This is a genomic window from Streptomyces kaniharaensis (genome assembly GCF_009569385.1).
In the GTDB taxonomy this organism is placed as follows: Bacteria; Actinomycetota; Actinomycetes; order Streptomycetales; family Streptomycetaceae; genus Kitasatospora; species Kitasatospora kaniharaensis.
On sequence record NZ_WBOF01000001.1, the window covers coordinates 2853506 to 2875872 of the forward strand.

Annotated in this window: 20 protein-coding genes; 9 read left to right on the plus strand and 11 right to left on the minus strand. The window is 72.2% G+C overall.

What is annotated here, in order from left to right; translation table 11 throughout:
* Positions 1-33: 33 nt before the first annotated feature.
* The 5 genes from F7Q99_RS13070 to dnaA form a co-directional block, all read right to left on the minus strand.
* Positions 34-573: a DUF721 domain-containing protein gene (locus tag F7Q99_RS13070; RefSeq protein ID WP_326846602.1), complete on the minus strand. Its 540-nt coding sequence runs from the start codon at positions 571-573 to the stop codon at positions 34-36.
* A gap of 131 nt (positions 574-704) precedes the next feature.
* Positions 705-1838 carry a DNA replication/repair protein RecF gene (gene recF, locus F7Q99_RS13075; RefSeq protein WP_153461373.1) on the minus strand — a complete coding sequence of 378 codons (1134 nt, stop codon included), beginning with the start codon at positions 1836-1838 and terminating at the stop codon, positions 705-707.
* 55 nt (positions 1839-1893) lie between these two features.
* The gene (gnd, locus tag F7Q99_RS13080; RefSeq protein WP_153461374.1) at positions 1894-2769 is read right to left on the minus strand and encodes a phosphogluconate dehydrogenase (NAD(+)-dependent, decarboxylating); all 876 of its coding nucleotides are present in this window, start codon (positions 2767-2769) and stop codon (positions 1894-1896) included.
* A gap of 241 nt (positions 2770-3010) precedes the next feature.
* Complete coding sequence (dnaN, locus tag F7Q99_RS13085) at positions 3011-4141, minus strand: DNA polymerase III subunit beta (protein ID WP_326846603.1); 1131 nt, start codon at positions 4139-4141, stop codon at positions 3011-3013.
* 942 nt (positions 4142-5083) lie between these two features.
* Positions 5084-6859 (minus strand): chromosomal replication initiator protein DnaA, encoded by a 1776-nt coding sequence (dnaA, locus tag F7Q99_RS13090; RefSeq protein WP_326846604.1) that lies wholly within the window; start codon positions 6857-6859, stop codon positions 5084-5086.
* Between the two features lie 483 nt (positions 6860-7342).
* Here dnaA and rpmH point away from each other — a divergent pair, with 483 nt between their 5' ends.
* The 9 genes from rpmH (at position 7343) to F7Q99_RS13135 (ending at position 14115) form a co-directional block, all read left to right on the plus strand.
* Positions 7343-7480: a 50S ribosomal protein L34 gene (gene rpmH, locus F7Q99_RS13095; RefSeq protein WP_030059672.1), complete on the plus strand. Its 138-nt coding sequence runs from the start codon at positions 7343-7345 to the stop codon at positions 7478-7480.
* Between the two features lie 18 nt (positions 7481-7498).
* Positions 7499-7927, plus strand: coding sequence for a ribonuclease P protein component (gene rnpA / locus F7Q99_RS13100; protein ID WP_326846605.1), 429 nt, complete (start codon positions 7499-7501; stop codon positions 7925-7927).
* Positions 7924-8292 (plus strand): membrane protein insertion efficiency factor YidD, encoded by a 369-nt coding sequence (gene yidD / locus F7Q99_RS13105; RefSeq protein ID WP_153461375.1) that lies wholly within the window; start codon positions 7924-7926, stop codon positions 8290-8292. Before rnpA ends, yidD begins: the two co-directional genes overlap by 4 nt.
* The gene (gene yidC, locus F7Q99_RS13110) at positions 8289-9449 is read left to right on the plus strand and encodes a membrane protein insertase YidC (protein ID WP_326846606.1); all 1161 of its coding nucleotides are present in this window, start codon (positions 8289-8291) and stop codon (positions 9447-9449) included. Before yidD ends, yidC begins: the two co-directional genes overlap by 4 nt.
* Positions 9450-9515: 66 nt before the next feature.
* Positions 9516-10046 carry a Jag family protein gene (locus tag F7Q99_RS13115; RefSeq protein ID WP_326846607.1) on the plus strand — a complete coding sequence of 177 codons (531 nt, stop codon included), beginning with the start codon at positions 9516-9518 and terminating at the stop codon, positions 10044-10046.
* Between the two features lie 177 nt (positions 10047-10223).
* On the plus strand, positions 10224-11054 hold the full coding sequence (rsmG, locus tag F7Q99_RS13120) for a 16S rRNA (guanine(527)-N(7))-methyltransferase RsmG (RefSeq protein WP_153461376.1): 831 nt from the start codon (positions 10224-10226) through the stop codon (positions 11052-11054).
* Positions 11055-11258: 204 nt separating this feature from the next.
* Entirely contained in the window at positions 11259-12311 is a 1053-nt protein-coding gene (locus F7Q99_RS13125) for a ParA family protein (protein ID WP_407697852.1), read from the plus strand.
* Positions 12308-13372, plus strand: a complete 1065-nt coding sequence (locus tag F7Q99_RS13130) for a ParB/RepB/Spo0J family partition protein (RefSeq protein ID WP_326846608.1) — start codon at positions 12308-12310, stop codon at positions 13370-13372. Before F7Q99_RS13125 ends, F7Q99_RS13130 begins: the two co-directional genes overlap by 4 nt.
* Positions 13373-13497: 125 nt before the next feature.
* Positions 13498-14115: a GNAT family N-acetyltransferase gene (locus F7Q99_RS13135; RefSeq protein WP_153461377.1), complete on the plus strand. Its 618-nt coding sequence runs from the start codon at positions 13498-13500 to the stop codon at positions 14113-14115.
* Between the two features lie 103 nt (positions 14116-14218).
* On the opposite strand, the gene trxA is transcribed toward F7Q99_RS13135, so the two are convergent.
* The 6 genes from trxA to murJ form a co-directional block, all read right to left on the minus strand.
* Positions 14219-14545, minus strand: a complete 327-nt coding sequence (trxA, locus tag F7Q99_RS13140; protein WP_326846609.1) for a thioredoxin — start codon at positions 14543-14545, stop codon at positions 14219-14221.
* A 144-nt stretch (positions 14546-14689) separates the two neighbouring features.
* Complete coding sequence (gene trxB, locus F7Q99_RS13145) at positions 14690-15655, minus strand: thioredoxin-disulfide reductase (protein WP_326846610.1); 966 nt, start codon at positions 15653-15655, stop codon at positions 14690-14692.
* A gap of 206 nt (positions 15656-15861) precedes the next feature.
* A complete protein-coding gene (locus tag F7Q99_RS13150; protein WP_153461379.1) occupies positions 15862-16812 on the minus strand; it encodes an anti-sigma factor in 951 nt (316 codons plus the stop codon).
* Positions 16809-17525 (minus strand): RNA polymerase sigma factor SigM, encoded by a 717-nt coding sequence (gene sigM / locus F7Q99_RS13155; protein ID WP_326846611.1) that lies wholly within the window; start codon positions 17523-17525, stop codon positions 16809-16811. The genes F7Q99_RS13150 and sigM overlap by 4 nt, the downstream gene beginning before the upstream one ends.
* Positions 17526-17550: 25 nt before the next feature.
* Positions 17551-19539 carry a protein kinase family protein gene (locus F7Q99_RS13160; RefSeq protein WP_153461380.1) on the minus strand — a complete coding sequence of 663 codons (1989 nt, stop codon included), beginning with the start codon at positions 19537-19539 and terminating at the stop codon, positions 17551-17553.
* 305 nt (positions 19540-19844) lie between these two features.
* Positions 19845-22355, minus strand: coding sequence for a murein biosynthesis integral membrane protein MurJ (gene murJ / locus F7Q99_RS13165; protein ID WP_153461381.1), 2511 nt, complete (start codon positions 22353-22355; stop codon positions 19845-19847).
* Positions 22356-22367: the final 12 nt, after the last annotated feature.

The window sequence follows — 22367 nt, forward strand, 5'->3', positions numbered from 1 at the left end:
CCAGGCCCGTTCAACGCCCGGCCGGCACGGCGGTCAGCCCCAGGTGTCGCCCGGGCCCTTGCTGCCCGGCGCACGCAGCCGGCCGTAGCCGCGGGCGGGCGCTGCCGGGCCCAGCACCTTGATGCTGCGGACCGTGCCGTGGCCCAGCTCGTGGTTCAGCCGTGCCACCAACTGTCGTGCCAACCAGCGTAGTTGAGTGGCCCAGGCGGTGGAGTCGCACTGCACGGTGAGCACCGCCGCCTGGTCGTCGTAGGAGGAGGGCTGGCAGTGCGCGGCGATGTCCGGGCCGACGATCTGGCTCCACCGGCCCATCACCCCGCCGACCGCGGCCGAGGACTCCCAGCCCCGCTCGGTCAGCAGTCGGTTCAGCGCCGCTCCCAGCGGGACCGGGTCCCGGCCGTCCGAGCGGGCCCCGCTGCGCAGGCCGTGGCGCTTCGCCTCGCGCTTCTCCCGGACCTGCTCGCCGCGCTCGCGCGCCTGCGCCCGGGCGGCCCGCAGCGCCGAGCGGGCGAGGTCGGCGCCGGTCAGCTCCGCGCCGCGGGGCTGCGGGGAGGACTCGACCGGCTCACTCACGGCGATCTCCTTTTCCCCAGCCTGTGGACAACGGTCGCGGATGCGCGCGCCGGTGAACGGTCCAGCGTACGGGAGCGGTCGGACGTCCGGGATCCGCGGGACGGCGGGGATTCCCGGAGGTTCGGTGAGGCTCAGGCGTCGATCCTGCGGACGGCGCCGTCGGCGACCGCGAACCGGGCTCCGGCCAGCGCCTTCGGCACGTCGTCGGCGACCGCCGCGGTCACCAGGACCTGCTCGCCGTCGGCCACCAGTTCGGCCAGCCGGTCCCGGCGGGCCGCGTCCAGCTCGGCGAACACGTCGTCCAGGATCAGCACCGGCTCGCCGCCGTCGGCACGCAGCAGCTCGTACGAGGCCAGGCGCAGCGCGAGCGCGTACGACCAGGACTCGCCGTGGCTGGCGTAGCCCTTGGCGGGCAGCGGGCCGAGCTTGAGCACCAGCTCGTCGCGGTGCGGGCCGACCAGGGTGATCCCGCGCTCGACCTCCTGCCGGCGGACCGCCTGCAGGGCCTGAAGCAGCTGCTCCTCGGCCTGTTCGCGGCTGGTCGGCAGCTCGCCCTCGAAGGAGCTGCGGTACTCCAGCGCGGTCTCGCCGCCGCCGGGCGCCAGTTGACCGTACGCGGCGGCCACCAGCGGCTGCAGGGCGGCCACCAGCTGGATCCGGAACGCCGTCAACTCGGCTCCGGCGCGGGCCAGATGACCGTCCCACACCTCCAGGGTGGAGAGGTCGGCGCCCTTGCCGCCGCCGGCCCGGCGGGCCATCGCGGCGGTCTTCAGCAGGGCGTTGCGCTGCTTCAGCACCCGCTCGTAGTCCTGCCGGACGCCGGCCAGGCGGGGCGCGCGGGCGGTCAGCAGCTCGTCCAGGAAGCGGCGGCGCTCGCCCGGGTCGCCCTTGACCAGGCTGAGGTCCTCGGGGGCGAACAGGACGGTGCGCAGCAGGCCCAGCACGTCGCGCGGGCGGACGTTGTCGGAGCGGTTGATCCGGGCCCGGTTCGCCTTGCCCGGGGTGAGCTCCAGCTCGATCAGGGTGGACCGGCCGCGGTCCACCACGGAGGTGCGGATCACCGCCCGCTCGGCGCCCAGCCGGATCAGCGGGGCGTCGGTGGCCACCCGGTGGCTGCCCAGGGTGGCGACGTAGCCGATCGCCTCGACCAGGTTGGTCTTGCCCTGGCCGTTGGGACCGACGAAGGCCGTCACGCCCGGGTCGAGGGGGACCTCGGCCCGGGCGTACGACCGGAAGTCGGCGAGCGACAGATGCGCGACGTGCATGGCTGTGGACTGCGCTCGCCTTCTGTGGAAAACCCGGCGCGGTGCCGGTGGGGGACTACTTCGACTCGACCGCGTGGCCGCCGAACTGGTTGCGCAGCGCGGCGATCATCTTCATCTGCGGCGAGTCCTCCTGGCGGGAGGCGAAGCGGGCGAACAGCGAGGCGGTGATCGCCGGCAGCGGCACGGCGTGGTCGATCGCGGCCTCGACGGTCCAGCGGCCCTCGCCGGAGTCGGCGGCCCAGCCGCGCAGCTTGGCCAGGTGCTCGTCCTCGTCCAGCGCCCGGACGGCCAGGTCCAGCAGCCAGGAACGGATGACCGTGCCCTCCTGCCAGCTGCGGAAGACCTCGCGCACGTCGGTGACCTCGGGGGCGGCCTCCAGCAGCTCCCAGCCCTCGGCGAAGGCCTGCATCATCGCGTACTCGATGCCGTTGTGGACCATCTTGGCGAAGTGGCCGGCGCCCACCGCACCCGCGTGCACCGAGCCGAACTCGCCCTCGGGCTTGAGCGCGTCGAAGACCGGCTGGACGCGGGCGACGTGCTCGGCGTCGCCGCCGTACATCAGGGCGTAGCCGTTCTCCAGGCCCCAGACGCCGCCGGAGACGCCGCAGTCGACGAAGCCGATGCCCTTGGCGGCCAGTGCCTCGGCGTGCTTGACGTCGTCGGTCCAGCGGGAGTTGCCGCCGTCGACCACGACGTCGCCGGGGGAGAGCAGCTCGGCGAGCTCGTCGACGGTCGCCTGGGTGGCGGCGCCGGCCGGGACCATCACCCAGACCACGCGCGGGCCCTGGAGCTTGGTGACGAGCTCCTGGAGGCTCTCGACGTCGGAGATGTCCGGGTTGCGGTCGTAGCCGATGACGGTGTGGCCGGCGCGGCGGATCCGCTCGCGCATGTTGCCGCCCATCTTGCCGAGACCGATGAGGCCGAGCTCCATGACCAAGTCCTTACCTGTGGTGACGTGCCTGCCGGCGGCGCCGTTGCCGCACACACCCTGAGCCTACGCGCTGGGGAGACGGGGCCTCCCCCGGTCAAGCCCGACCGGGGGAGGCCGTCCACAGGCTGTGGGTACGGACTGTGGGTATCACAGTTCCGAGGTCGGCCGGAGAGGCTGACCGGCATGCGGAGTCCTGCGGGGGACGACCCCCACGCCCCCGGGATCACGCCGGTCCCGAACGTCAGCCGGAGAGGCGGACCGGCATGATCAGGTACTGGTACGCCTTGTCCTCCTCGGCGTCCACCGAGGCCTTGCCGCTGAGGAGCGCGGGCTTGGTCGGGGTGGTGAAGCTCAGCTGGGCGTAGGCGGAGTCGATGGCCTTGAGGCCCTCCTCCAGGTAGCCCGGGTTGAAGGCGATCGAGATGTCGTCGCCCTCCAGGTCCGCGTCGATCCGCTCGGTGGCCTGGGCGTCGTCGCCCGAGCCTGCCTCCAGGGTGAGCACGCCCTGCTCGAAGCTGAGCCGGACCGGGGTGTTGCGCTCGGCGACCAGCGAGACGCGCTTGAGCGCCTCCAGGAACGGCTGGGTCTGGATCGCGGCGACGGCGCTGAACTCGGTCGGGAAGAGGCTGCGGAACTTGGGGAACTCGCCCTCCAGCAGCCGCGTGGTGGTGCGGCGGCCGGCGCCCTCGAAACCGATCAGGCCCTCGCCCGCGCCACCCGAGGACAGCGCGATCGAGACGTTGTCACCGCTGCCCAGGGACTTGGCGATGTCCTGCAGGGTCTTGGCCGGGACGAGCGCGACGGCGGAGATGTCCGACTGCTCGGGCTTCCACAGCAGCTCGCGCACGGCGAAGCGGTAGCGGTCGGTGGCGGCCAGGGTGATCCGGTCGCCCTCGATCTCGACCCGGACGCCGGTGAGCACCGGGAGGGTGTCGTCGCGGCCGGCGGCCACGGCGGCCTGGCTGACCGCGGAGGCGAAGACGTCACCGGAGACGGTGCCGGTGGCGGTCGGCATCTGGGGCAGCGCCGGGTACTCGTCCACCGGCAGGGTGGGGAGGGTGAACCGGGAGCTGCCGCAGACCACGCTGACCCGCTGGCCGTCGGTGGAGATCTCCACAGGCCTGTTGGGAAGGTTCCGCGAGATGTCGTTCAGCAGGCGACCGGAGACCAGGACGGTGCCGGCCTCCTCGATGTCCGCCTCCAGCTCGACCCGGGCCGAGACCTCGTAGTCGAAGCCGGACAGGGCCAGGCTGCCCTCCTGTGCCGTCAGCAGCAGGCCGGCCAGCACCGGCACCGGCGGCCGTGCCGGGAGGCTGCGGGCAGCCCAGGCCACCGCCTCCGCGAGGACGTCACGCTCCACCCGGAACTTCACCGGTAACCGCCTCCTGGATCGAGCGCTCCCGCTCGCACTCTGGTTCGTCTGATCTTGATCGTCGGTTCGGCTGTCCGCCGAGCTCTGCCACTCCGCTTCCAGTCGCCGAGGACAGTCTGACGTACTCCACCGACAGACGGGGCAGACGGGCGGAAGCAACCCGAACAGATGTCGGTGATCCGTTGTCCACAGATTTCGGGCCCACCTGCTTTGAAACGAGTCGATGGGTCTATCTGTGTAGTGGTAGTAGTAGGGCCTGTGGAAACCGTGGATAACCCCGTTTCCGCAGGTCAGCGCCCGAATTTTGTCCACAGTGCGTGTGGATGGCGGCTGTGGACGGACAGGCTTCGCTGTGGACGGCGGAGCGTTACCCACAGGGCACGCAGGGTATCCACAGGTTTTCCCCAGCGCTGTCCCCAGATCCGGGCCCGGTTATCCACGGGCGCCGGTCAACTTTTCGTGACGCCTTTCACACCAGGGCATGAACGCGGCCCCAAGCTTGTCGAACTGTGGACGCCGCTGTGGACAACCTGGGGATAACCGCCCCGAGCCTGGGGACAAGCGGTGGACAACCCTGACGGTCCGCTGGCGGCCCGTCAATTGTCCACACCCTGTGGATAACCGTTGTGCACAAGTCCACAGGCATCTGACCTGCGCGGAAGAGCGTAGCGGTGACCCGCCTGTGGAGGAATTCTGGATAACTCCGGACTCTCCACCCTGTGGACGGTGGAGAAAGCCCCTCATCTGTGGATTGCCGCCTCGCGCGACCCCGGTTTTCGAATCACCGGTCAGATGTTCGGCGCGGACCGTGGGCTGGCGGAGCATCCGTCGAACGCATCCCTGCCCAGCCGGCGCCTATCCACACCTGTTGGATATGCCGAAAAGGGCGTCAGGATCGCTCCTGACGCCCTCGGCCGGCCGTCCTCGACGGCGGTGGCAGGACTAGCTCTTGATGCGGTTGGTCAGCTCGGTGACCTGGTTGTAGATCGACCGCCGCTCGGCCATCAGCGAGCGGATCTTGCGGTCCGCGTGCATCACCGTGGTGTGGTCCCGGCCGCCGAACTGCGCGCCGATCTTCGGCAGCGACAGGTCGGTGAGCTCGCGGCACAGGTACATCGCGATCTGGCGGGCCGTCACCAGTACCCGGCTGCGAGACGACCCGCAGAGGTCGTCCACACCCAGCCCGAAGTACGCGGCGGTCTGCTGCATGATGACCTGCGCGGTGATCTCCGGCCCGGCGTCCTCGTCCCCGCCCGGGATCAGGTCCTTGAGGACGATGCCGGCCAGCTCCAGGTCCACCGGCGCCCGGTTGAGGTTGGCGAAGGCGGTGACCCGGATCAGGGCGCCCTCCAGCTCCCGGATGTTGCGGGTGATCCGGGACGCGATGAACTCCAACACGTCCGCCGGAGCGTTGAGTTGCTCCTGGATCGCCTTCTTGCGCAGGATCGCGATCCGGGTCTCCAGCTCCGGCGGGGTCACGTCGGTGATCAGGCCCCACTCGAAGCGGTTGCGCAGCCGGTCCTCCAGCGTGGTCAGCAGCTTGGGCGGCCGGTCCGACGAGAGGACGATCTGCTTGTTCGCGTTGTGCAGGGTGTTGAAGGTGTGGAAGAACTCCTCCTGCGTGGACTCCTTGCTCGCGAGGAACTGCACGTCGTCCACGAGCAGGATGTCCATGTCCCGGTAGCGCTTGCGGAAGGTGTCCGCCTTGCCGTCCCGGATCGAGTTGATGAACTCGTTGGTGAACTCCTCCGAGGACACGTAGCGCACCCGGGTGCCCGGGAAGAGGCTGCGCGAGTAGTGCCCGATGGCGTGCAGCAGGTGGGTCTTGCCCAGCCCGGACTCGCCGTAGATGAAGAGCGGGTTGTACGCCTTGGCCGGGGCCTCGGCGACCGCCACCGCCGCCGCGTGCGCGAAGCGGTTGCTCGCGCCGATGACGAAGGTGTCGAACAGGTACTTGGGGTTCAGCCGCGCGGCGGGCTCGTCCTTGCGCGCGCCGCCGGCCGGGGGAGCGCCGGGCGGGGCCGGCACGCCGGGGACGGCGGGGCGCTCGGTGGCGCGCTCCGGCGCGGGCTTGTCGGCGGGCCGGCCGCCGGAGGGGCGGGAGCCGGGAGAGCGGCGGCCGGCGCCGACGCGGGGCTGCTCGCCCGGGCCGGGGCCGTACGCGCCGCCGAAGAGGTCGCCCTGAGTGGTCGCGGGCCCGGGGAGCGGCCGCGGCGCCGGACGGGGCGCGGGCTCGTCGTGCTCGTGGTACGGGGGCTCCTGGTAGCCCGGCCACGGCTGCGCCGCCGGACCGCCGTAGGGCGCGGAACGCTGGTCGTAGCCGCCCGCGTCGTACCGGGGGCGCTCGTAGCCCTGCTCGTACGGCTGCGGGTAGCCCTGGCCGCCGTAGCCGCCGGTGTCCTCGGCGGCCGGGCCGGGGTAGGGCTCGGCGGGTGCGGGGGTGGTGGGGACGGCGTTCGCGTCGACCATCACGGCGATCCGGACCGGACGGCTGAGCTCGCGGCTGAGGGCCTCGGTCAGCTGCGGCAGCAGCCGGCCCTCCAGCACCTGCTTGGCCCGCTCGTTGGGGGTCGCCAGCAGGGCGGTGTCGTGCATCATCCACATCGGCTGGGTGCGCTGCACCCACTGCTTGTCCATCTCCCCGATGTCCGGGTCGCTGACCAGCCGCTCGACGACCCTCGCCCAGACCGGGACGAGGTCGCTGTTGACATCAGCCACTGGTGCACGCTTTCTCGGTTCCCCGCGGCTCCAGCAGGGGGGTGGTGGATCAAGAAACTGTGGATCTGCGAGTCCGTCTCCGGGGGGACTCGACCGCGAAGAACAAACCAGACAAGTCCTGCAACGGTAGTCAGCGAACAGAGCCGGATCAAGTCGTTGTCCACAGGCTGTGGGCGAAGAGGGGTGTCGCCCCTGTGGAAGACCGTGCCGGGGCGCGGCCGCACACACCGCGCGGGGCGGCTGGTTTGACCCTCGCGCCCCGTCCCGCGTACCGTAACCAGGTCGAGTTGTCGATGGCCGCTGCCGCATGTCCGCGGGTCCACCCGCTCCATAAGGCGCGCAGCACGGGCGCCGTGGATTGCCTCAAACCCCAGCCGAACTGGGGCGATGGGCCGGATTTCCGAATCAGGGGAGATCACGCGGACGCACGGTGACGGCCAAGCGACTCCCCGTCATCCTACGATTCATCTCAGGAGCCCCCGAGTGAGCAAGCGCACCTTCCAGCCGAACAACCGTCGTCGCGCGAAGACCCACGGCTTCCGGCTGCGTATGCGTACCCGCGCCGGCCGAGCCATTCTGGCCGCCCGCCGTGGCAAGGGCCGCGCCAGCCTGTCCGCCTGATCCACGCCAGAGTCTGTTGTGCTGCCCTCCGACAATCGGCTGCGGCGGCGTCAGGACTTCGCGACCGCGGTGAAACGCGGTCGCCGGGCCGGCCGGCCCCTGTTGGTCGTCCATCTCAGCAGAGATGGTGACCTGAAGGGGCAGGTCGACCGGACCAGCGACTCCCGCCCGCACGTCGCCGAGGGGACTCCTTCGGCGCGTGCGGGTTTCGTCGTGAGCAAGGCCGTCGGCCCGGCGGTCGTCCGCAACCTGGTCAAGCGCCGGTTGCGCCACCTCGTTCGTGATCGTCTGTCCAGCCTGCCCGCCGGTAGCCTGATAGTGGTGCGTGCGCTGCCCCAGGCCGCGTCCGCCTCGTACCAGGACCTCGAACGTGACCTGGACGCGGCGCTGAAACGGCTGCTCAAGGCAGAGCCCGCCGCGACGGCGCCGACGGGAGCAGGGCGATGAAGTACCTGCTGATGGGTCTGATCAGGGTCTACCAGTGGACCATCAGCCCGCTGCTCGGTCCGGTCTGCCGCTACTACCCATCCTGCTCGCACTACGGCTACGAGGCCGTGCGGGTGCACGGAGCGGTCAAGGGCGGTGGCCTGACCGTGTGGCGCATCCTGCGCTGCAATCCGTGGACGCCGGGCGGGGTCGATCACGTCCCGCCACGCAAGCACCCGGTGTGGCACCGCCGACTGCGCGACTGGCTGAGCCGGTCCGCCGCCGGAGCACCGGTGCCCGCCACTTCCGCCGGTCCGGACCCCGAGGGCCCGGCGACCATTGGCCCCGAGCGGCCAATCGATATGTCCAAGGAGCCTGACCGGTGACCTTCTCCTTCCTGAATCCCCTGTACACGGCGGTGTCCTGGATCATCGTCCAGTTCCACTCGCTGTACAGCCACATCTTCGACCCGGACGGTGGCTGGGCCTGGGGTCTGGCCATCGCCTCGATGGTGGTCGTCATCCGGATCTGCCTGATCCCGCTCTTCGTGAAGCAGATCAAGGCGACCCGGGCCATGCAGGCGATCCAGCCGAAGATGAAGGCCATCCAGGAGCGCTACAAGAACGACCGGCAGCGCCAGTCCGAAGAGATGATGAAGCTGTACAAGGAGGCGGGTACCAACCCGTTCTCCAGCTGCCTTCCCATCATCGTGCAGGCGCCGTTCTTCACCGCCCTCTACGGTGTGCTGGCCTCGGTCGCCAAGGGCAAGCCGATCGGTGTGATCCACGGCGACCTGCTGGTGAGCGCCGGCAAGGCGCACATCTTCGGCGCCCCGCTGTCCGCGACCTTCCTGGGCAGCGACGTGACCAGCGTCAAGGTCGTCACCGCCGTGATGATCCTCCTGATGTCGCTGTCGCAGTTCATCACCCAGCGCCAGCTGATGACCAAGAACGTCGACCTCACGGTGAAGACGCCGTTCATGCAGCAGCAGAAGATGCTGATGTACGTCTTCCCGGTCATGTTCGCCGTCATGGGCATCAACTTCCCGGTCGGCGTCCTCGTCTACTGGCTGACCACCAACGTCTGGTCGATGGGCCAGCAGCTGATCGTCATCCACAACAACCCGACGCCGGGCAGCAAGGCCTGGAACGAGCGGCAGGCGCGTCTGAAGAAGGCCGGCCGGCTGAACCCGGACGGTTCGGAGATCAAGGGCGCCCTGTGGGGCCTGCTGCCCCCGAAGAAGTCGGCGGTCGAGGCCGCGGCGGCCACCGTGGTCGAGGAGTCGGTGCACACCCGCCGCCAGCAGCCGCGGAAGCAGACCAAGGCCCAGCGCCAGCACACCGGCGGGCAGACCACGAGCCTGACCAAGGACACCACGGCGGACACCACGGCCGAGGAGCCCGCGGACGCCGTTCCGGCCGAGGCCGGCAGCGCCAAGCCGGTCGCCAAGCCGGGCTCGTCCCGGCCCGGTGGGGCCAAGCCGGGCACCGCTCGGCAGCAGCCGAAGCGCGGTGGCGGCCAGCGGCCGAAGAAGAAGTCCTGACCGGCTTCGTGTAGAGCTTCGTTCCCGGCCCACCAACCTGGGCCTCATCTCCGAAGGAGTCCATCAGTGACGGAAGGCACCACCTCCGCCGTCGAGGCCGAGGCCGCCGCCAGCGCCGACCAGAGCCTCATCGCCCGCCTGGAGCAGGAGGGCGACATCGCGGCGGACTACCTGGAGGGTCTGCTCGACATCGCCGACCTCGACGGTGACATCGACATGGACGTCGAAGGTGACCGAGCCCTGGTCTCCATCGTCAGCGACGGCAACGACCGCGTGCTCCAGCGCCTGGTCGGCCAGGACGGCGAGGTGCTGGAGGCGCTGCAGGAGCTGACCCGGTTGGCTGTCCACCGGGAGACCGGCGAGCGCAGCCGCCTCATGCTGGACATTGCCGGCTTCCGGGCCCGCAAGCGGGAGGAACTGGCCGCGATCGGCGCCAAGGCCGCCGAGCAGGCCAAGAGCACCGGCGAGCAGGTCAAGCTGCGGCCGATGACGCCGTTCGAGCGCAAGGTCGTCCACGACGCGGTCGCCGCGGCGGGTCTGCGCAGCGAGTCCGAGGGCGAAGAGCCCCAGCGGTGTGTGGTCGTGCTGCCGGCCTGAGGCCGGCAGGTCGATGACCGGCCGCTCCGGCGGCCGGTGAGCTTCACAGGACGCGACCCCGTCCGCCTCGTGCGGACGGGGTCGCGTCCCTTCGCGGGGCGGTGGCCCGGCGAGAGATGTTTCACGTGAAACGGTGCGGACAGCGGGTCGGTGGATCCGGGGATCGGAGAGGTCGAGATGGACACGGAGAGCGCGACTGGCGGTCAGCCGGAGGCCGGTGCCGTCAATCCGGCCGCTGAGGGCCAGGCCGTCGAGGCGTCGGCCGCGAGCGAGCCGGGCGAGGCGCCGGCCGTCGCCCGGGAGGTCTTCGGCGACCGCTTCGACGCCGCGGTCCGCTACACGGAGCTGCTGGCCACCGCGGGCGTCCAGCGCGGGCTGATCGGGCCGCGCGAGGTGCCGCGGCTCTGGGACCGGCACGTGCTGAACTGCGCGGTGCTCGCCGAGCTGCTGCCCCCCGGCTCCACGCTGTGCGACGTCGGCTCCGGCGCCGGCCTGCCCGGTATCCCGGTGGCGCTGGCCCGTCCGGACGTCTCGGTGACGCTGCTGGAGCCGCTGCTGCGTCGGACCACCTTCCTGGAGGAGGTCGTCCGGGAGCTGGGGCTGGAGAACGTCACCGTGCTGCGGGGCCGGGCCGAGGAGATGGTCGGCAAGCTCGCGGTCGACGTGGTGACGGCCCGGGCGGTGGCGCCGCTCGACCGGCTGGCCGGCTGGGGGCTCCCGCTGCTCCGCCCGCACGGGCAGATGCTGGCGCTCAAGGGCGACAGTGCGGAGCAGGAACTGGCCGACTCGCGCGCCGGGCTGACCAAGCTGGGCGCGGTCGAGTGGAGCGTGATATCGGTCGGCGAGGGCACCCTGGAGACCTCGACCCGGGTGGTCCAGGTCAAGGCCGGGGAGAGCCCCGGCGGGGTGAGGGCCGCGACCCGGCGGGCCAAGGCGGCCCGGGCCGGGCGGAACGCGAGCGCCCGCACCGGCGAGCGCGGCCGGGGCGGACGCCGCAAGGGCCGCTGACCCCCGGGTGACGCTCGACACTCGCCATGACGGGCGGGTGGTCCTTCCTTCCGGAAGGATCGCCCGCCCGTCGTCGTTCCGGTGAGTGGCCGGACGACTCCGCTCGGACGTCGGAACACCGGAGTGTCGCAACGTCAGATTTCCGACATAGCGGGCATGGTGTTTCACGTGAAACGTCGCTCCCTGCTCTCGGACAGTCTCGATCTGCGGCTCCGCCGCGGGCTCGGCCTCTTCCGGACGGCGACTGTTGCCGCTCCGGTTTCACGTGAAACACTGACCCCCATGCAGGACTCGGAGACCATCGACCAGATCGATGACACGCCCATCGCGCGTGCTGCCCAGGCTGCGGTCCAGGCGATCGGCCGTGCGGGTGAGGGCCTTCCCCGCCCCGCCACCACCCGGGTGATCGTGGTGGCCAACCAGAAGGGCGGGGTCGGCAAGACGACCACCACCGTCAACCTGGCGGCCTCGCTCGCCATGCACGGACTGCGCGTCCTGGTCGTCGACCTCGACCCGCAGGGGAACGCCTCCACCGCCCTCGGCATCGACCACCACGCCGAGGTGCCGTCGATCTACGACGTCCTGGTGGAGGGCAAGCCGCTCGCCGACGTGGTGCAGCCGGTGGTGGACGTCGAGGGGCTGTTCTGCGTCCCCGCAACCATCGATCTGGCCGGCGCGGAGATCGAACTGGTCTCCCTGGTGGCCCGGGAGAGCCGCCTCCAGCGCGCCATCGCCGCCTACGAGCAGCCGCTGGACTACATCCTGATCGACTGCCCGCCCTCGCTGGGCCTGCTGACGGTCAACGCCCTGGTCGCCGGCCAGGAGGTGCTGATCCCGATCCAGTGCGAGTACTACGCGCTGGAGGGCCTCGGCCAGCTGCTGCGCAACGTCGAGCTGGTGCGCGCGCACCTCAATCCCACACTGCACGTCTCGACCATCCTGCTCACCATGTACGACGCCCGGACCAGGCTGGCCGCCCAGGTCGCCGAGGAGGTCCGGACGCACTTCCCGCAGGAGGTGCTGAGCACGGCGATCCCGCGCTCGGTGCGCATCTCGGAGGCGCCCAGCTACGGTCAGACGGTGCTCACGTACGATCCGGGTTCCACCGGTGCGCTCTCCTACCTGGAAGCCGCCCGCGAGCTCGCGCTGCGCGCGGTGGGTATGGGCGGCGCCACGGTGGTGGGCCAGCAGAGGGACGGCCAGGCGGGGCACGGTGCCCCGGTGGCAGAGCACGGTACGACGGAGGGTCATCGGTGAGTGGTCGCAGGGGTCTGGGACGAGGGCTCGGGGCGCTGATCGGCCCCGCCGCGCCGGTGGACGGCGGGGCGGCGGCTCAGCCCGCGGCCGCCACGCCCGCACCGGCCTCGGTGGTGGCGAACGGCGCGGCGGCGGCCTCGACGCCGGTGCTGCCGGGCGGTCGCGGCACGGTGGCGGCCAGGGCGGCGGCGAGCCTGCGGCAGGAGCCGGAGCCTGTCCCCGGCGCCTCCTTCGCCGAGCTGCCGCTGGACGCGATCACGCCCAACCCGCGGCAGCCGCGTGACGTCTTCGACGAGGACAAGCTCGCCGAGCTGGTCGCCTCCATCAAGGAGGTCGGCCTGCTCCAGCCGGTCGTGGTGCGCCAGGTCGGGCCGGAGCGCTACGAGCTGATCATGGGCGAGCGCCGCTGGCGGGCCTCCCGCGAGGCCGGGCTGGAGCGGATCCCCGCGATCGTCCGGGCCACCGAGGACGACAAGCTGCTGCTGGACGCCCTCCTGGAGAACCTGCACCGGGCCGAGCTGAACCCGCTGGAGGAGGCCGCCGCCTACGACCAGCTGCTGCGGGACTTCTCCTGCACCCATGACGAACTGGCCGACCGGATCGCCCGCTCGCGCGCGCACGTGTCCAACACCCTCCGGCTGCTGAAGCTCCCGCCGTCCGTCCAGAGCCGGCTCGCCGCCGGAGTGCTGACGGCCGGGCACGGCCGCGCGCTGCTCGGACTGCGCGACAGCGAGCAGCAGGAGCGGCTGGCCACGCGGATCAACGCGGAGGGTCTCTCGGTGCGCACCACCGAGGAGATCGTCAAGGTGATGGGCCGGGAGGACGAGAAGCCGAAGCGGCAGGCGCCGAAGGCGGGCAAGCTGCTCTCGCCGGCCTTCAACGACCTGGCGAGCCGGCTGTCGGACCGCTTCGACACCCGGGTCAAGGTCGAGGTGTCGCAGCGCGGCGGCAAGCTGGGCAAGGGCAAGGTGGTGCTGGAGTTCGGTTCGGTGGAGGACCTGAACCGCATCCTGGACAGCCTGGCCCCGGGCGAGGACGGGCTGCGGCTGTCGCAGAGCTGAGCCGGGCCGGAGAGGTGTGACCCGATGGGTGCATGTTCCGCGTGAGCGTTGTTTCACGTGAAACATGCACCCATCGGTGTTCGGGGGGAATGCTCGACTGTGGAGTGGACGAGGAGGTGTGGGGCATGGGACGCCGGATCGCTCCGCTGACACTGGACAACCTCGCGGATCTGCCGACGACCTGTCGCTCCTGCGTGTTCTGGGAGCTGGACCCGGTGACCGGAAAGGCGGCGGTGGAGTCCGGCAAGCCGGAGCTGGAGAAGGAGGGGTGGATCTCCGCGGTGCTGCTGGAGTGGGGCTCCTGCGGCCGGATCGTCTACGTGGACGACCAGCCCGCCGGATTCGTGCTCTACGCGCCGCCCGCCTACGTCCCGCGCTCGCAGTCCTTCCCGACCAGCCCGGTGTCACCGGACGCCGTTCAGCTGATGGTCAGCCGGGTGCTGCCGGGCTACCAGCGGCAGGGGCTCGGCCGGGTGCTGGTGCAGACCGTGGCCAAGGATCTGCTGGGGCGCGGGGTACGGGCGATCGAGGCCTTCGGCACGGCCGGGCGGGTGCCGACGAGCTGCGTGCTGCCGGCCGACCATCTGCTCGCGGTCGGCTTCAAGACCGTCCGGCCGCACCACCGCTACCCGCGGCTGCGGCTGGAGGCGCGGACCACGCTGTCCTGGCGCGGAGACGTCGAGGTGGCGCTGGAGCGGCTGCTGGGCGGGGGGCGCAAGGAGCCGGCGCTGCGCCCGTTCTGAGAGGACCTTTCGAGGAGCTGGGCGGGCCTTTCGAGGAGCGGGAAACGACGATGGCGGGGCTCCCCGGTCATGGGGAGCCCCGCCATCGCGGGTGGTCGAGGACCTAGATGAACTCGGCCAGCTCGCGCAGCAGCGCGGCCTTCGGACGGGCACCGGTGATCGACTTCACCGGCTCGCCGCCCTTGTAGACGATCAGGGTCGGGATCGAGATGACGCCGTACTGGGCGGCGGTCGCCTGGTTGGCGTCCACGTCGAGCTTGGCGATGGTCAGCTTGTCGCCGTGCTCGGTCGCGATCTCGTCCAGGATCGGGGCGACCTGGCGGCACGGGCCGCACCAGGTGGCCCAGAAGTCGACCAGTACGGGCTTGTCGCTGTCCAGGACATCGGCCTTGAACGTCGCGTCGGTGACGGTGGTGGTGGCGCCGGCCACGGGAACTCCTCGGGTTCGGAGGCGGTGTGCTGCTGCCAGGAGAACAACGGGCGGGCCCGTTGTGTTTCTGCCTGGACGGGGCGGGGGTGTTTCACGTGAAACAACGTTCGACACCCCCGCGGGGATCTGTCGGTGCGGCGGGGCTCAGACCGCGACGGCGGCGGCCTTGGCCTCCAGGTCGTCCAGCGCGGCGAGGTAGCGCTCCGCGTCCAGCGCGGCGGAGCAGCCGGTGCCGGCCGCGGTGATGGCCTGGCGGTAGGTGTGGTCGACGACGTCGCCGGCGCCGAAGACACCCGGGATGTTGGTGCGGGTCGACGGCGACTCGACCTTGAGGTAGCCCTCGGCGTCGAGCTCCAGCTGGCCCTTGAACAGCTCGGTGCGCGGGTCGTGGCCGATCGCGATGAACAGGCCGGTGACGTCCAGCTCGCGGGTCTCGCCGGTGGTGGTGTCGCGCAGGGTGACGCCGCTCAGCTTCGGGTCGCCGTGGATGGCCTCGACCGCGCTGTCCCACTCGAAGCGGATCTTCTCGTCGGCGAAGGCGCGCTCCTGCATCGCCTTGGAGGCGCGCAGGGTGTCCCGGCGGTGGATGATGGTGACGCTGCGGGCGAAGCGGGAGAGGAAGGTCGCCTCCTCCAGGGCCGTGTCGCCGCCGCCGACCACCGCGATGTCCTGGTCGCGGAAGAAGAAGCCGTCGCAGGTCGCGCACCAGGAGACGCCGCGGCCGGAGAGCTTGTCCTCGTTCGGCAGGCCGAGCTTGCGGTGCTGGGAGCCGGTGGTGACGATCACCGCGCGGGCCTTGTGCACGTTGCCCTCGGAGTCGGTGACGGTCTTGACGTCACCGGTGAGGTCGACCGCGACGATGTCGTCCGGGATCAGCTCGGCACCGAAGCGCTCGGCCTGCGCCCGCATGTTGTCCATCAGCTCGGGGCCCATGATGCCGTCCCGGAAGCCCGGGAAGTTCTCGACCTCGGTGGTGTTCATCAGCGCACCACCGGCGGTGACGGCGCCCTCGAAGACCAGCGGCCTGAGGGAGGCACGGGCCGTGTAGAGCGCAGCCGTGTACCCGGCCGGGCCGGAACCGATGATGATCACGTTACGGACGTCGCTCACTACATCTCCTGGTTCGCATCGCGACCCGCGTTTGCTGCGGGGAGGGCGGTCCTGCTCCGCCGCCCGGGACAACGACTGCCCAGTGTCTCGCATTCCCAGGAGGATCAGTACCAGGCGCCCGCAGTGTGGGAGTGGCGCGCCGGGCTGGGCGTCGATCGCATGGCCTTCAGCCGTCGTCAGCGGGCGGGGCGTCAGCGGGTGTGGCGTCAGTGGGCAAGGACCGTGCGGTGCAGCAGGACCGGGCCGCAGTCGGGGGAGCGCAGGTAGACGTCGACCACGCCCGGCTTGCCGGGCACCGCGTACACCAGGACGTCGACCGGGGCGCCCGTGTAGCTGCCGTGGTCGGTGGCCAGCAGGGTGCCCTCGGCGGGGGCAGGGCAGGTCCGGGGCGCGGTCTGGGGCGCGGTCTGGGCGGTGAGCCCCTGCTGGCCCTCCGCGGGGGCGGCGGAGGGCTTGCCTGGTCCGCCGGCCGTGGCCTCGGCGGTGCCACCGGAGCGGGCCAGCAACTGCTGGATCTGCGCGGCGAGTTGGTCGTCGCGGTAGGCGGTGCCGGCGCCCAGGGCGTGCTCCGCGGTGATGCTGTGGCCGGCGTCGGTGGCGGTCGGGGCACCGGCCGAGACCGACGCCCCGGTGGAGCCGGAGTCCGTCGGATACAGCAGCGCGCCGCCGAGGCCTATGGCGGCGAGTGCGGCCGCTGCACCGAGCAGCAGGCCGAAGCGCCGCCGCCGGGAGCGGGAGCGGCCCGGGCCGGTGGCGCCGACGGGCCGGGCGGGCGGCGCGGCGGGGGTCGTGGCGGGCCGGGACGGTGCGGCCGGGGTGGGAGCCCCGGCGGTGCGGCCGGGGGCCTCCTGGGGGCGATCGGCGGCCTCGCGCCGGGCTTCGGCACGGGAGGCCTGCTCGTCGGCGAGCGCGGCGTCCAGCCGGGCCGCCACGTCGGCCGGCATCGGCGGGGTTTCGACCTCGCCCAGCAGTGCCTGGACCTCGCGCAGCGCGTCGGCCGTCTCACGGCACTCGGCGCAGCCCGCCAGGTGCCGGTGCAGCGCCTCGGCGGCGTCGGCGTCGTCGATCAGCCCCTCGGCGAGGTCGGCGAGCTGGTCCGTGGGGGGGTGGGACTCGGGGGAGTCGGGAGATCCGGGGGAGGAGAACGGGGCCGTCATCGCGTGCTCGCATCTCCTTCCAGAATCGTCCGGCCGGTGTCCGGGCCTGTCCCTGTGACGGTACGGCCGCCCTTCGGGTTCCCCGGTGCGCTACGCCGTGGTGGCGCCGAGCCCCGGACGGGCGCCGTTTCACGTGAAACGTCCGATTCACCGCTGCCCTCGCGCAGGTGGCGGACCAGCGGCAGCAGCCGGGCCCGGCCCCGGGCGCAGCGGCTCTTCACCGTGCCCACCGGCACGCCCAGCAGCTCGGCCGCCTCGGCGACCGGGTAGCCCTGCATGTCGACCAGGACCAGGGCGGCCCGCTGGTCGGCCGGCAGTTCGGCGAGCGCGGCGGTCACCTCGCGGTGCACCTCGGCCCGGACCACAGGGGAGTCTGCGGGCTCGGCGGAGCCGACCAGGGTGTCCAGCCGCTGCGGGTCGTCGTCCAGCGGGGTGGTGCGACGGGTGGAGCTGCGCCGGGCGCGGTCCAGGCAGGCGTTGACCACGATCCGGTGCAGCCAGGTGGTGACCGCCGAGCGGCCCTGGAACCCGGCCGCGGCGCGGAAGGCGGAGACCAGGGCGTCCTGGAGGGCGTCGGCGGCCTCCTCGCGGTCGCCCAGGGTGCGCAGGGCGACCGCCCAGAGCCGGTCGCGGTGGCGGTTCACCAGCAGGCCGAAGGCGTCCGGATCGCCGGCGACGTGCCGGGCGAGCAGTGTCGCGTCGTCGTCCGCCACTGTCACCCTCTCGCGTTCGTCGGGGTCAGCCGGAGACCTTGACCTCGGCGACCTGACCACGGAACCTGCCTTCCGTATCCTTCGGCAGAGCGGTCAGCCAGATCAAGAGGTAACGCGTGGTGATCGGGTTGTCGAGGGTGTACTCGACGTTGGCGCCGACCTTCCTGCCGACGACCGTGAAGTGCTCCGGTTTGGCCTGCGCCGGGTTGGCGGCGGCGGCCGCGGTGGGCACCCGCAGCTCCGCCGTGTGCTCGCCGATGAACTGGACGCTGACCGAGCTGACCGCCTGTGGCGAGCCGAGGTCGATCAACAGCCCCGTGCCCGACTTGAGGGAGGGCGGCTTGGGACCGAGCTGGTCGTTGTACCAGTTGGTGGTCCAGGCGGTGCTCGGGTCGCCGTCGACGGCCTTCCCGGCGCTCTCCTTGCCCTCGGGTGCGTCGCCCATCGGGTTGTAGGACTGGGCGTCCTTGATGGTGATCGGCGCCGGCGTGTGCGCCGCGGCGTGCACGGCCGGCGCGGTGGTGCTGATCGACGGCTGCGGGGCCGCGACGGCACCCGGGCCCGGGTTGCGCAGGTTGTCGACCAGCTGCCAGGAGGCGACGCCGATGGCGCCCAGCGCGACCGTCCAGGCCGTCGCCTTGACCACCCGGCGCAGCCGCCGCCGGGTGCGCCGGGCCGCCGCCGGGCGCGCCATCGGCGGCAGCGGGGCGATGGCGGGGTCGGCGATCACCCGGGTCGGGTTGGGGGCGGTCGGCAGGGCGTGGGTGTTGTGCCGGGGCGGGGTGAAGACGGGCAGCTCGGGTTCGGGCTGGCGGATGCGGGGCATCAGTGCGATCGCCCGGGCCAGCTCCTCCGGCGTGGTGATCGGCGAGGCGTGGTGCGGCGGGTGGTCGAACAGGGCCCTTGCGGCAAGGTCGGACAGGCCCTTGTGGACCCCGGCGCGGACCTGGTCGGGCGCGGCGTTCTGGAGGCCCCTCGGCAGGCCGTGGAGGTCGTAGCGGTCCTCGGGGTAGGGCCAGCGGTGGGTGAGCGCGGCGAACAGCAGGGCGCCGATCGCGCGGGTGTCGGCGCGCTCGGCACTGTCGGTGCTGTCCTCGGCGGGCAGCCCGCGCAGGGCGGCGTCCACCGCGATGCCGTTGATCCGGTACTGGCCGCTGTCGGTGCGCAGCACGCAGCGCGGGGTGAGCCGCAGGTGGGCCTGGCCGCGCCGGTGGGCGGCGGCGACCGCGTCGGTCACCTGGCGGACCATCTGGTACGCCTCGTGCGGCTCCATCGGGCCGTTCGCGATCAGCCTGGCCAGGTCGGAGGCGTGCGGCAGCCACTCCCGCACGACGTAGACCAGCTCGCCCTCCTGGACGGCGTCGAGCACCTGGACGAACCGCGGGTCGCCGAGCAGCGCGGCGGACTTGGCGGCGGCGAGCACCTTGCGGGCGCGCTGGTGGCCGGAGGCCATCAGGTGGACGCCGACGGCCCGGCGCAGCTTCTCGTCGACGGCCCGCCAGCTGCTGAAGGTCTCGGTCTGGGAGATGCACTCCTCCAGCAGGTACCGGTGGCCGATCTTGTCGCCGCTGTGCCGCATCGGCGCGGGGAGGGTGCGCGGGAGGGCGGAGGTGTCGCGCGGGTCGTGCGTGGGCTGCGGGTCGGTGGGCCGGCGCCGGGCGGCGGTGCCCGGCGGCTCCGGGGCCTTGGCGGCGGCCCGTTTCGGCTTGGACGCGCCGCCGGCGGCCAGCTCGGCGGCGATCTCCTGGACGGAGAGCGGCGCGGTGATCTCCGAGGTCTCCTCGCTGACCGAGCCGTCGGCCGGTGTCTCGGCCGGTGTCTCGGCCGGTGCGACGGCGGAGGCGTCCGGGGCGTCGGCGGAGTTTGAGGGGCCGTCCGAGGAGGAGCCGTCGGCGTCGCCGGCCTGGTCGGCCTTCCCGCCCGCGAGCCCGCCGATCGCCGCGGCCAGTGCGGCCTCGTCCGCCGCCGCGTCAGCTGCTGACGTGTCGACGACCGCCTTGGTGCCATCAGCCACCGTGGTCCTGCCTCCCCTTGTGTCGCCCCGGCTGAGAGTCGCTGGAGCATGTGGGTTGGCGGCCCTGTGTGCTCCGGGACAATTGTGCCCACTCTTCTCCACCGGGTACGACCGCTGAGGGGTCCGCTCGGTTGCGTAGCGGTGGAGAGATGTCGTGCAGACCCGACACCGGGCCGCCACCTCGCGGCCCGGGCGACCCGGGGGCGGATGGCGGCCCGGCGCCGGCCGGACCGGCGCTGGAGCCCGATCGTTGCGGTTGACGTTCGGTCAGGGCGGCGGCCGGTCCGGCTGGTTGGTGCGGTGGGTCAGCGGCCGATGCGGCCGCGGACCATGCCCAGCATGGCGTTGAGCTCCTCGATCCGGAGCCTTTTCGCGATGAGCACGAACACGGCCAGCTGGAGGGCGCCGGCCACGACGAGGGCGAGCACGCTGCCCGCCCAGCCGCCGAGCACCCGCTGGACCGCCAGGCTGACGCCGAGGCCGACCAGGGCGGCCGGTACGGAGGCGGTGGCCAGGCGGGTGTACGTCTTGCCGATCCGCTTGGTGTCCAGCCCGCCGATCTTCCTCTTCAGCTTCGGCACCGCGACCGTCACCCCGACGGCGTAGGCGAGGCCGTAGCCGAACGCCATGCCGGTCACCGTCCACTGGGCCGGCAGGGCGAACCAGCAGATCAGCGAGAAGCCGGCCTGACAGGCCGCCACCCAGACGGTGTTGGAGAACGGCGTCCGGGTGTCCTCGTAGGCGTAGAAGCCGCGCAGCATGACGTACTGCGCCGAGTACGGGATCAGGCCGAGCGCGAAGGCGGAGAGCATCAGGCCGACGTTGGTCGCGTTGTTCAGGGCCGTCGCGCCGCCGCCGACCGCGTAGATCGAGCGGCCGATCGCCGGGCCGAGGGCCAGGAACAGGAACGAGGCCGGGACGACCGCCACCGCGGTGGTGCGAAGCCCGTACGACAGGTCGTCGCGCACCGCGCCGGCGTCGTCGTCCGCAGCCGCCCGCGAGAGCCGGGGGAGCACCGCGCTCATCATCGAGACGGTGATGACGGCCTGCGGGAGCTGCCAGATCAGCAGCGCGTTGGAGAACGCGGCGAGGCCGACACCGCCGTGGCCGCCCCGCTCGGCGGCGCTGCCGGCGGCGGTGGCCAGCTGGGTGATGACCAGGTAGCCGGCCTGGTTGGCGAGCACGAAGAAGAACGTCCACTTGGCCAGCCGGGCGGCCTTGCCCAGACCGTGGCCGCGCCAGTCGAACCGCGGCCGGTAGTGGAAGTCGGCCGCCCGCAGGTACGGGATCATCGCCAGCGACTGGACGACGAGGCCGATCAGCGTGCCGAGGCCGAGCAGCCGCACGCCCTCCGGCGTGATGTTCTCCGGCGTGACCTGGGTGGAGTCGAAGCCGCCGTAGACCCAGATGTAGGCGGAGAAGGTGAAGATCACCACGATGTTGTTGAGGACCGGGGTCCACATCATCGCGCCGAAGCGGCCGCGGGCATTGAGGATCTGGCCCATCACCACATGGATGCCCATGAAGAAGATGGTCGGCAGGCAGTACCGGGCCAGCGCCACCGTGGTGTCCGCGCGGGCCGGGTTCTCCATCATCGGGTGCGCGATCAGCTGCACCAGCACGGGAGCTCCGAGCACCGCCAGGAACACGACGCCGCCGAGCCCGACCATCACCAGGGTGAGCAGCCGGCTGGCGTACGCGGTGCCGCCGTCCTCGTCGTTCTTCATGCTGCGCACCAGCTGCGGCACGAAGACGGCGTTCAGCGCGCCGCCGCCGATCAGGATGTAGAGCAGGGTCGGCAGGGTGTTCGCCGCGTTGTACGAGTCGCCCATGACGGCGATGCCGATCGCGCCCGCGATCACCATCGTGCGCAGGAAGCCGGTACCGCGGGAGACCAGCGTGCCGGCCGCCATGATCGCGCTGGAGTTCAGCAGGCTCGCGACCTTGCCGCCACCGGCCGCCGGAGCGGGCTCGGCGATGGGCGCCGCCTGCGCCGTGTGCTCCTCGGCGGCGAGGTCCTCCAGCGGCTCCACCGCGGGCGGCAGCGCCACGGCGCCCACCTGCATGGTGGCCTCCTCCTCGGAGAGCGGCGGGTCGAACTCGATCGGGGGTACGAACGGGCGCGCCCCGTCCCCGTGGCCGTCCTGCGCCGGGTACCCGCCCGCGAGCGGGAACGGCACGGGCGCCGACGGCGCGCCCGGCGGAGCGGTCGGCGGAGCGGTCGGCGGGACGGGCGCGGGCTGCGGCGCCGGCGGCTGGGCCGCGGCCTCCGCCTGGTGGCCGCCGAACAGCGCGTCCACCCCGACGTACTCGGTGGTCTCGGTGTCCCACGCGGAGTGCGCCGGGCCCGGCTCCCACTGCGGCGCGGGCTGCTCCGGGGCACCCCAGCGGTCGCCCGCCGGGGCCTCAGAGGCCACTGTGGCCTCAGGGGCCGCCGGGGCCTCAGGAGCCTCCGGGGCGTTGTCGTGGGGCTGCCGCCAGTCGGCCGGGGTGTCCCAGCCGGGCTGCACCGGCGGCACCGGCGGCGAGAACCGCGTCGGCGACGACTGCGCCGGCGGCACCGGCGTCGGGTAGCCGCCGGCCTGCGGCGGCAACTGCGGCGGCACGTCGTACGCGGCGGCCGGCGGCTGCTGCGCGGCGGGCCGGGCGGCCCGCAGACCGTACGGGTCCTGGCCGTCCTGCGGGCCCTGGTACGCGTCGGCCGCGTACGGGTCCTGGGCGTAGGTGTCGGCCACGTACCAGTCGCCGGACGGCGACTCGGCGCCCGGCCGGCTCTCACCGCGGCCCGGCGGCCGCTCCTCGCTGCGCCCGGTCATGTCACCTCTTCG

What these genes read in the sequence shown, in the direction of transcription:
- rsmG (WP_153461376.1), top strand. Translation starts at nt 10,224, where the DNA reads ATGGACACGGAGAGCGCGACTGGCGGTCAGCCGGAGGCCGGTGCCGTC.
- yidD (WP_153461375.1), top strand. Translation starts at nt 7,924, where the DNA reads ATGAAGTACCTGCTGATGGGTCTGATCAGGGTCTACCAGTGGACCATC.
- recF (WP_153461373.1), bottom strand. Translation starts at nt 1,838, where the DNA reads ATGCACGTCGCGCATCTGTCGCTCGCCGACTTCCGGTCGTACGCCCGG.
- F7Q99_RS13135 (WP_153461377.1), top strand. Translation starts at nt 13,498, where the DNA reads ATGGGACGCCGGATCGCTCCGCTGACACTGGACAACCTCGCGGATCTG.
- gnd (WP_153461374.1), bottom strand. Translation starts at nt 2,769, where the DNA reads ATGGAGCTCGGCCTCATCGGTCTCGGCAAGATGGGCGGCAACATGCGC.
- murJ (WP_153461381.1), bottom strand. Translation starts at nt 22,355, where the DNA reads ATGACCGGGCGCAGCGAGGAGCGGCCGCCGGGCCGCGGTGAGAGCCGG.
- F7Q99_RS13150 (WP_153461379.1), bottom strand. Translation starts at nt 16,812, where the DNA reads ATGACGGCCCCGTTCTCCTCCCCCGGATCTCCCGACTCCCCCGAGTCC.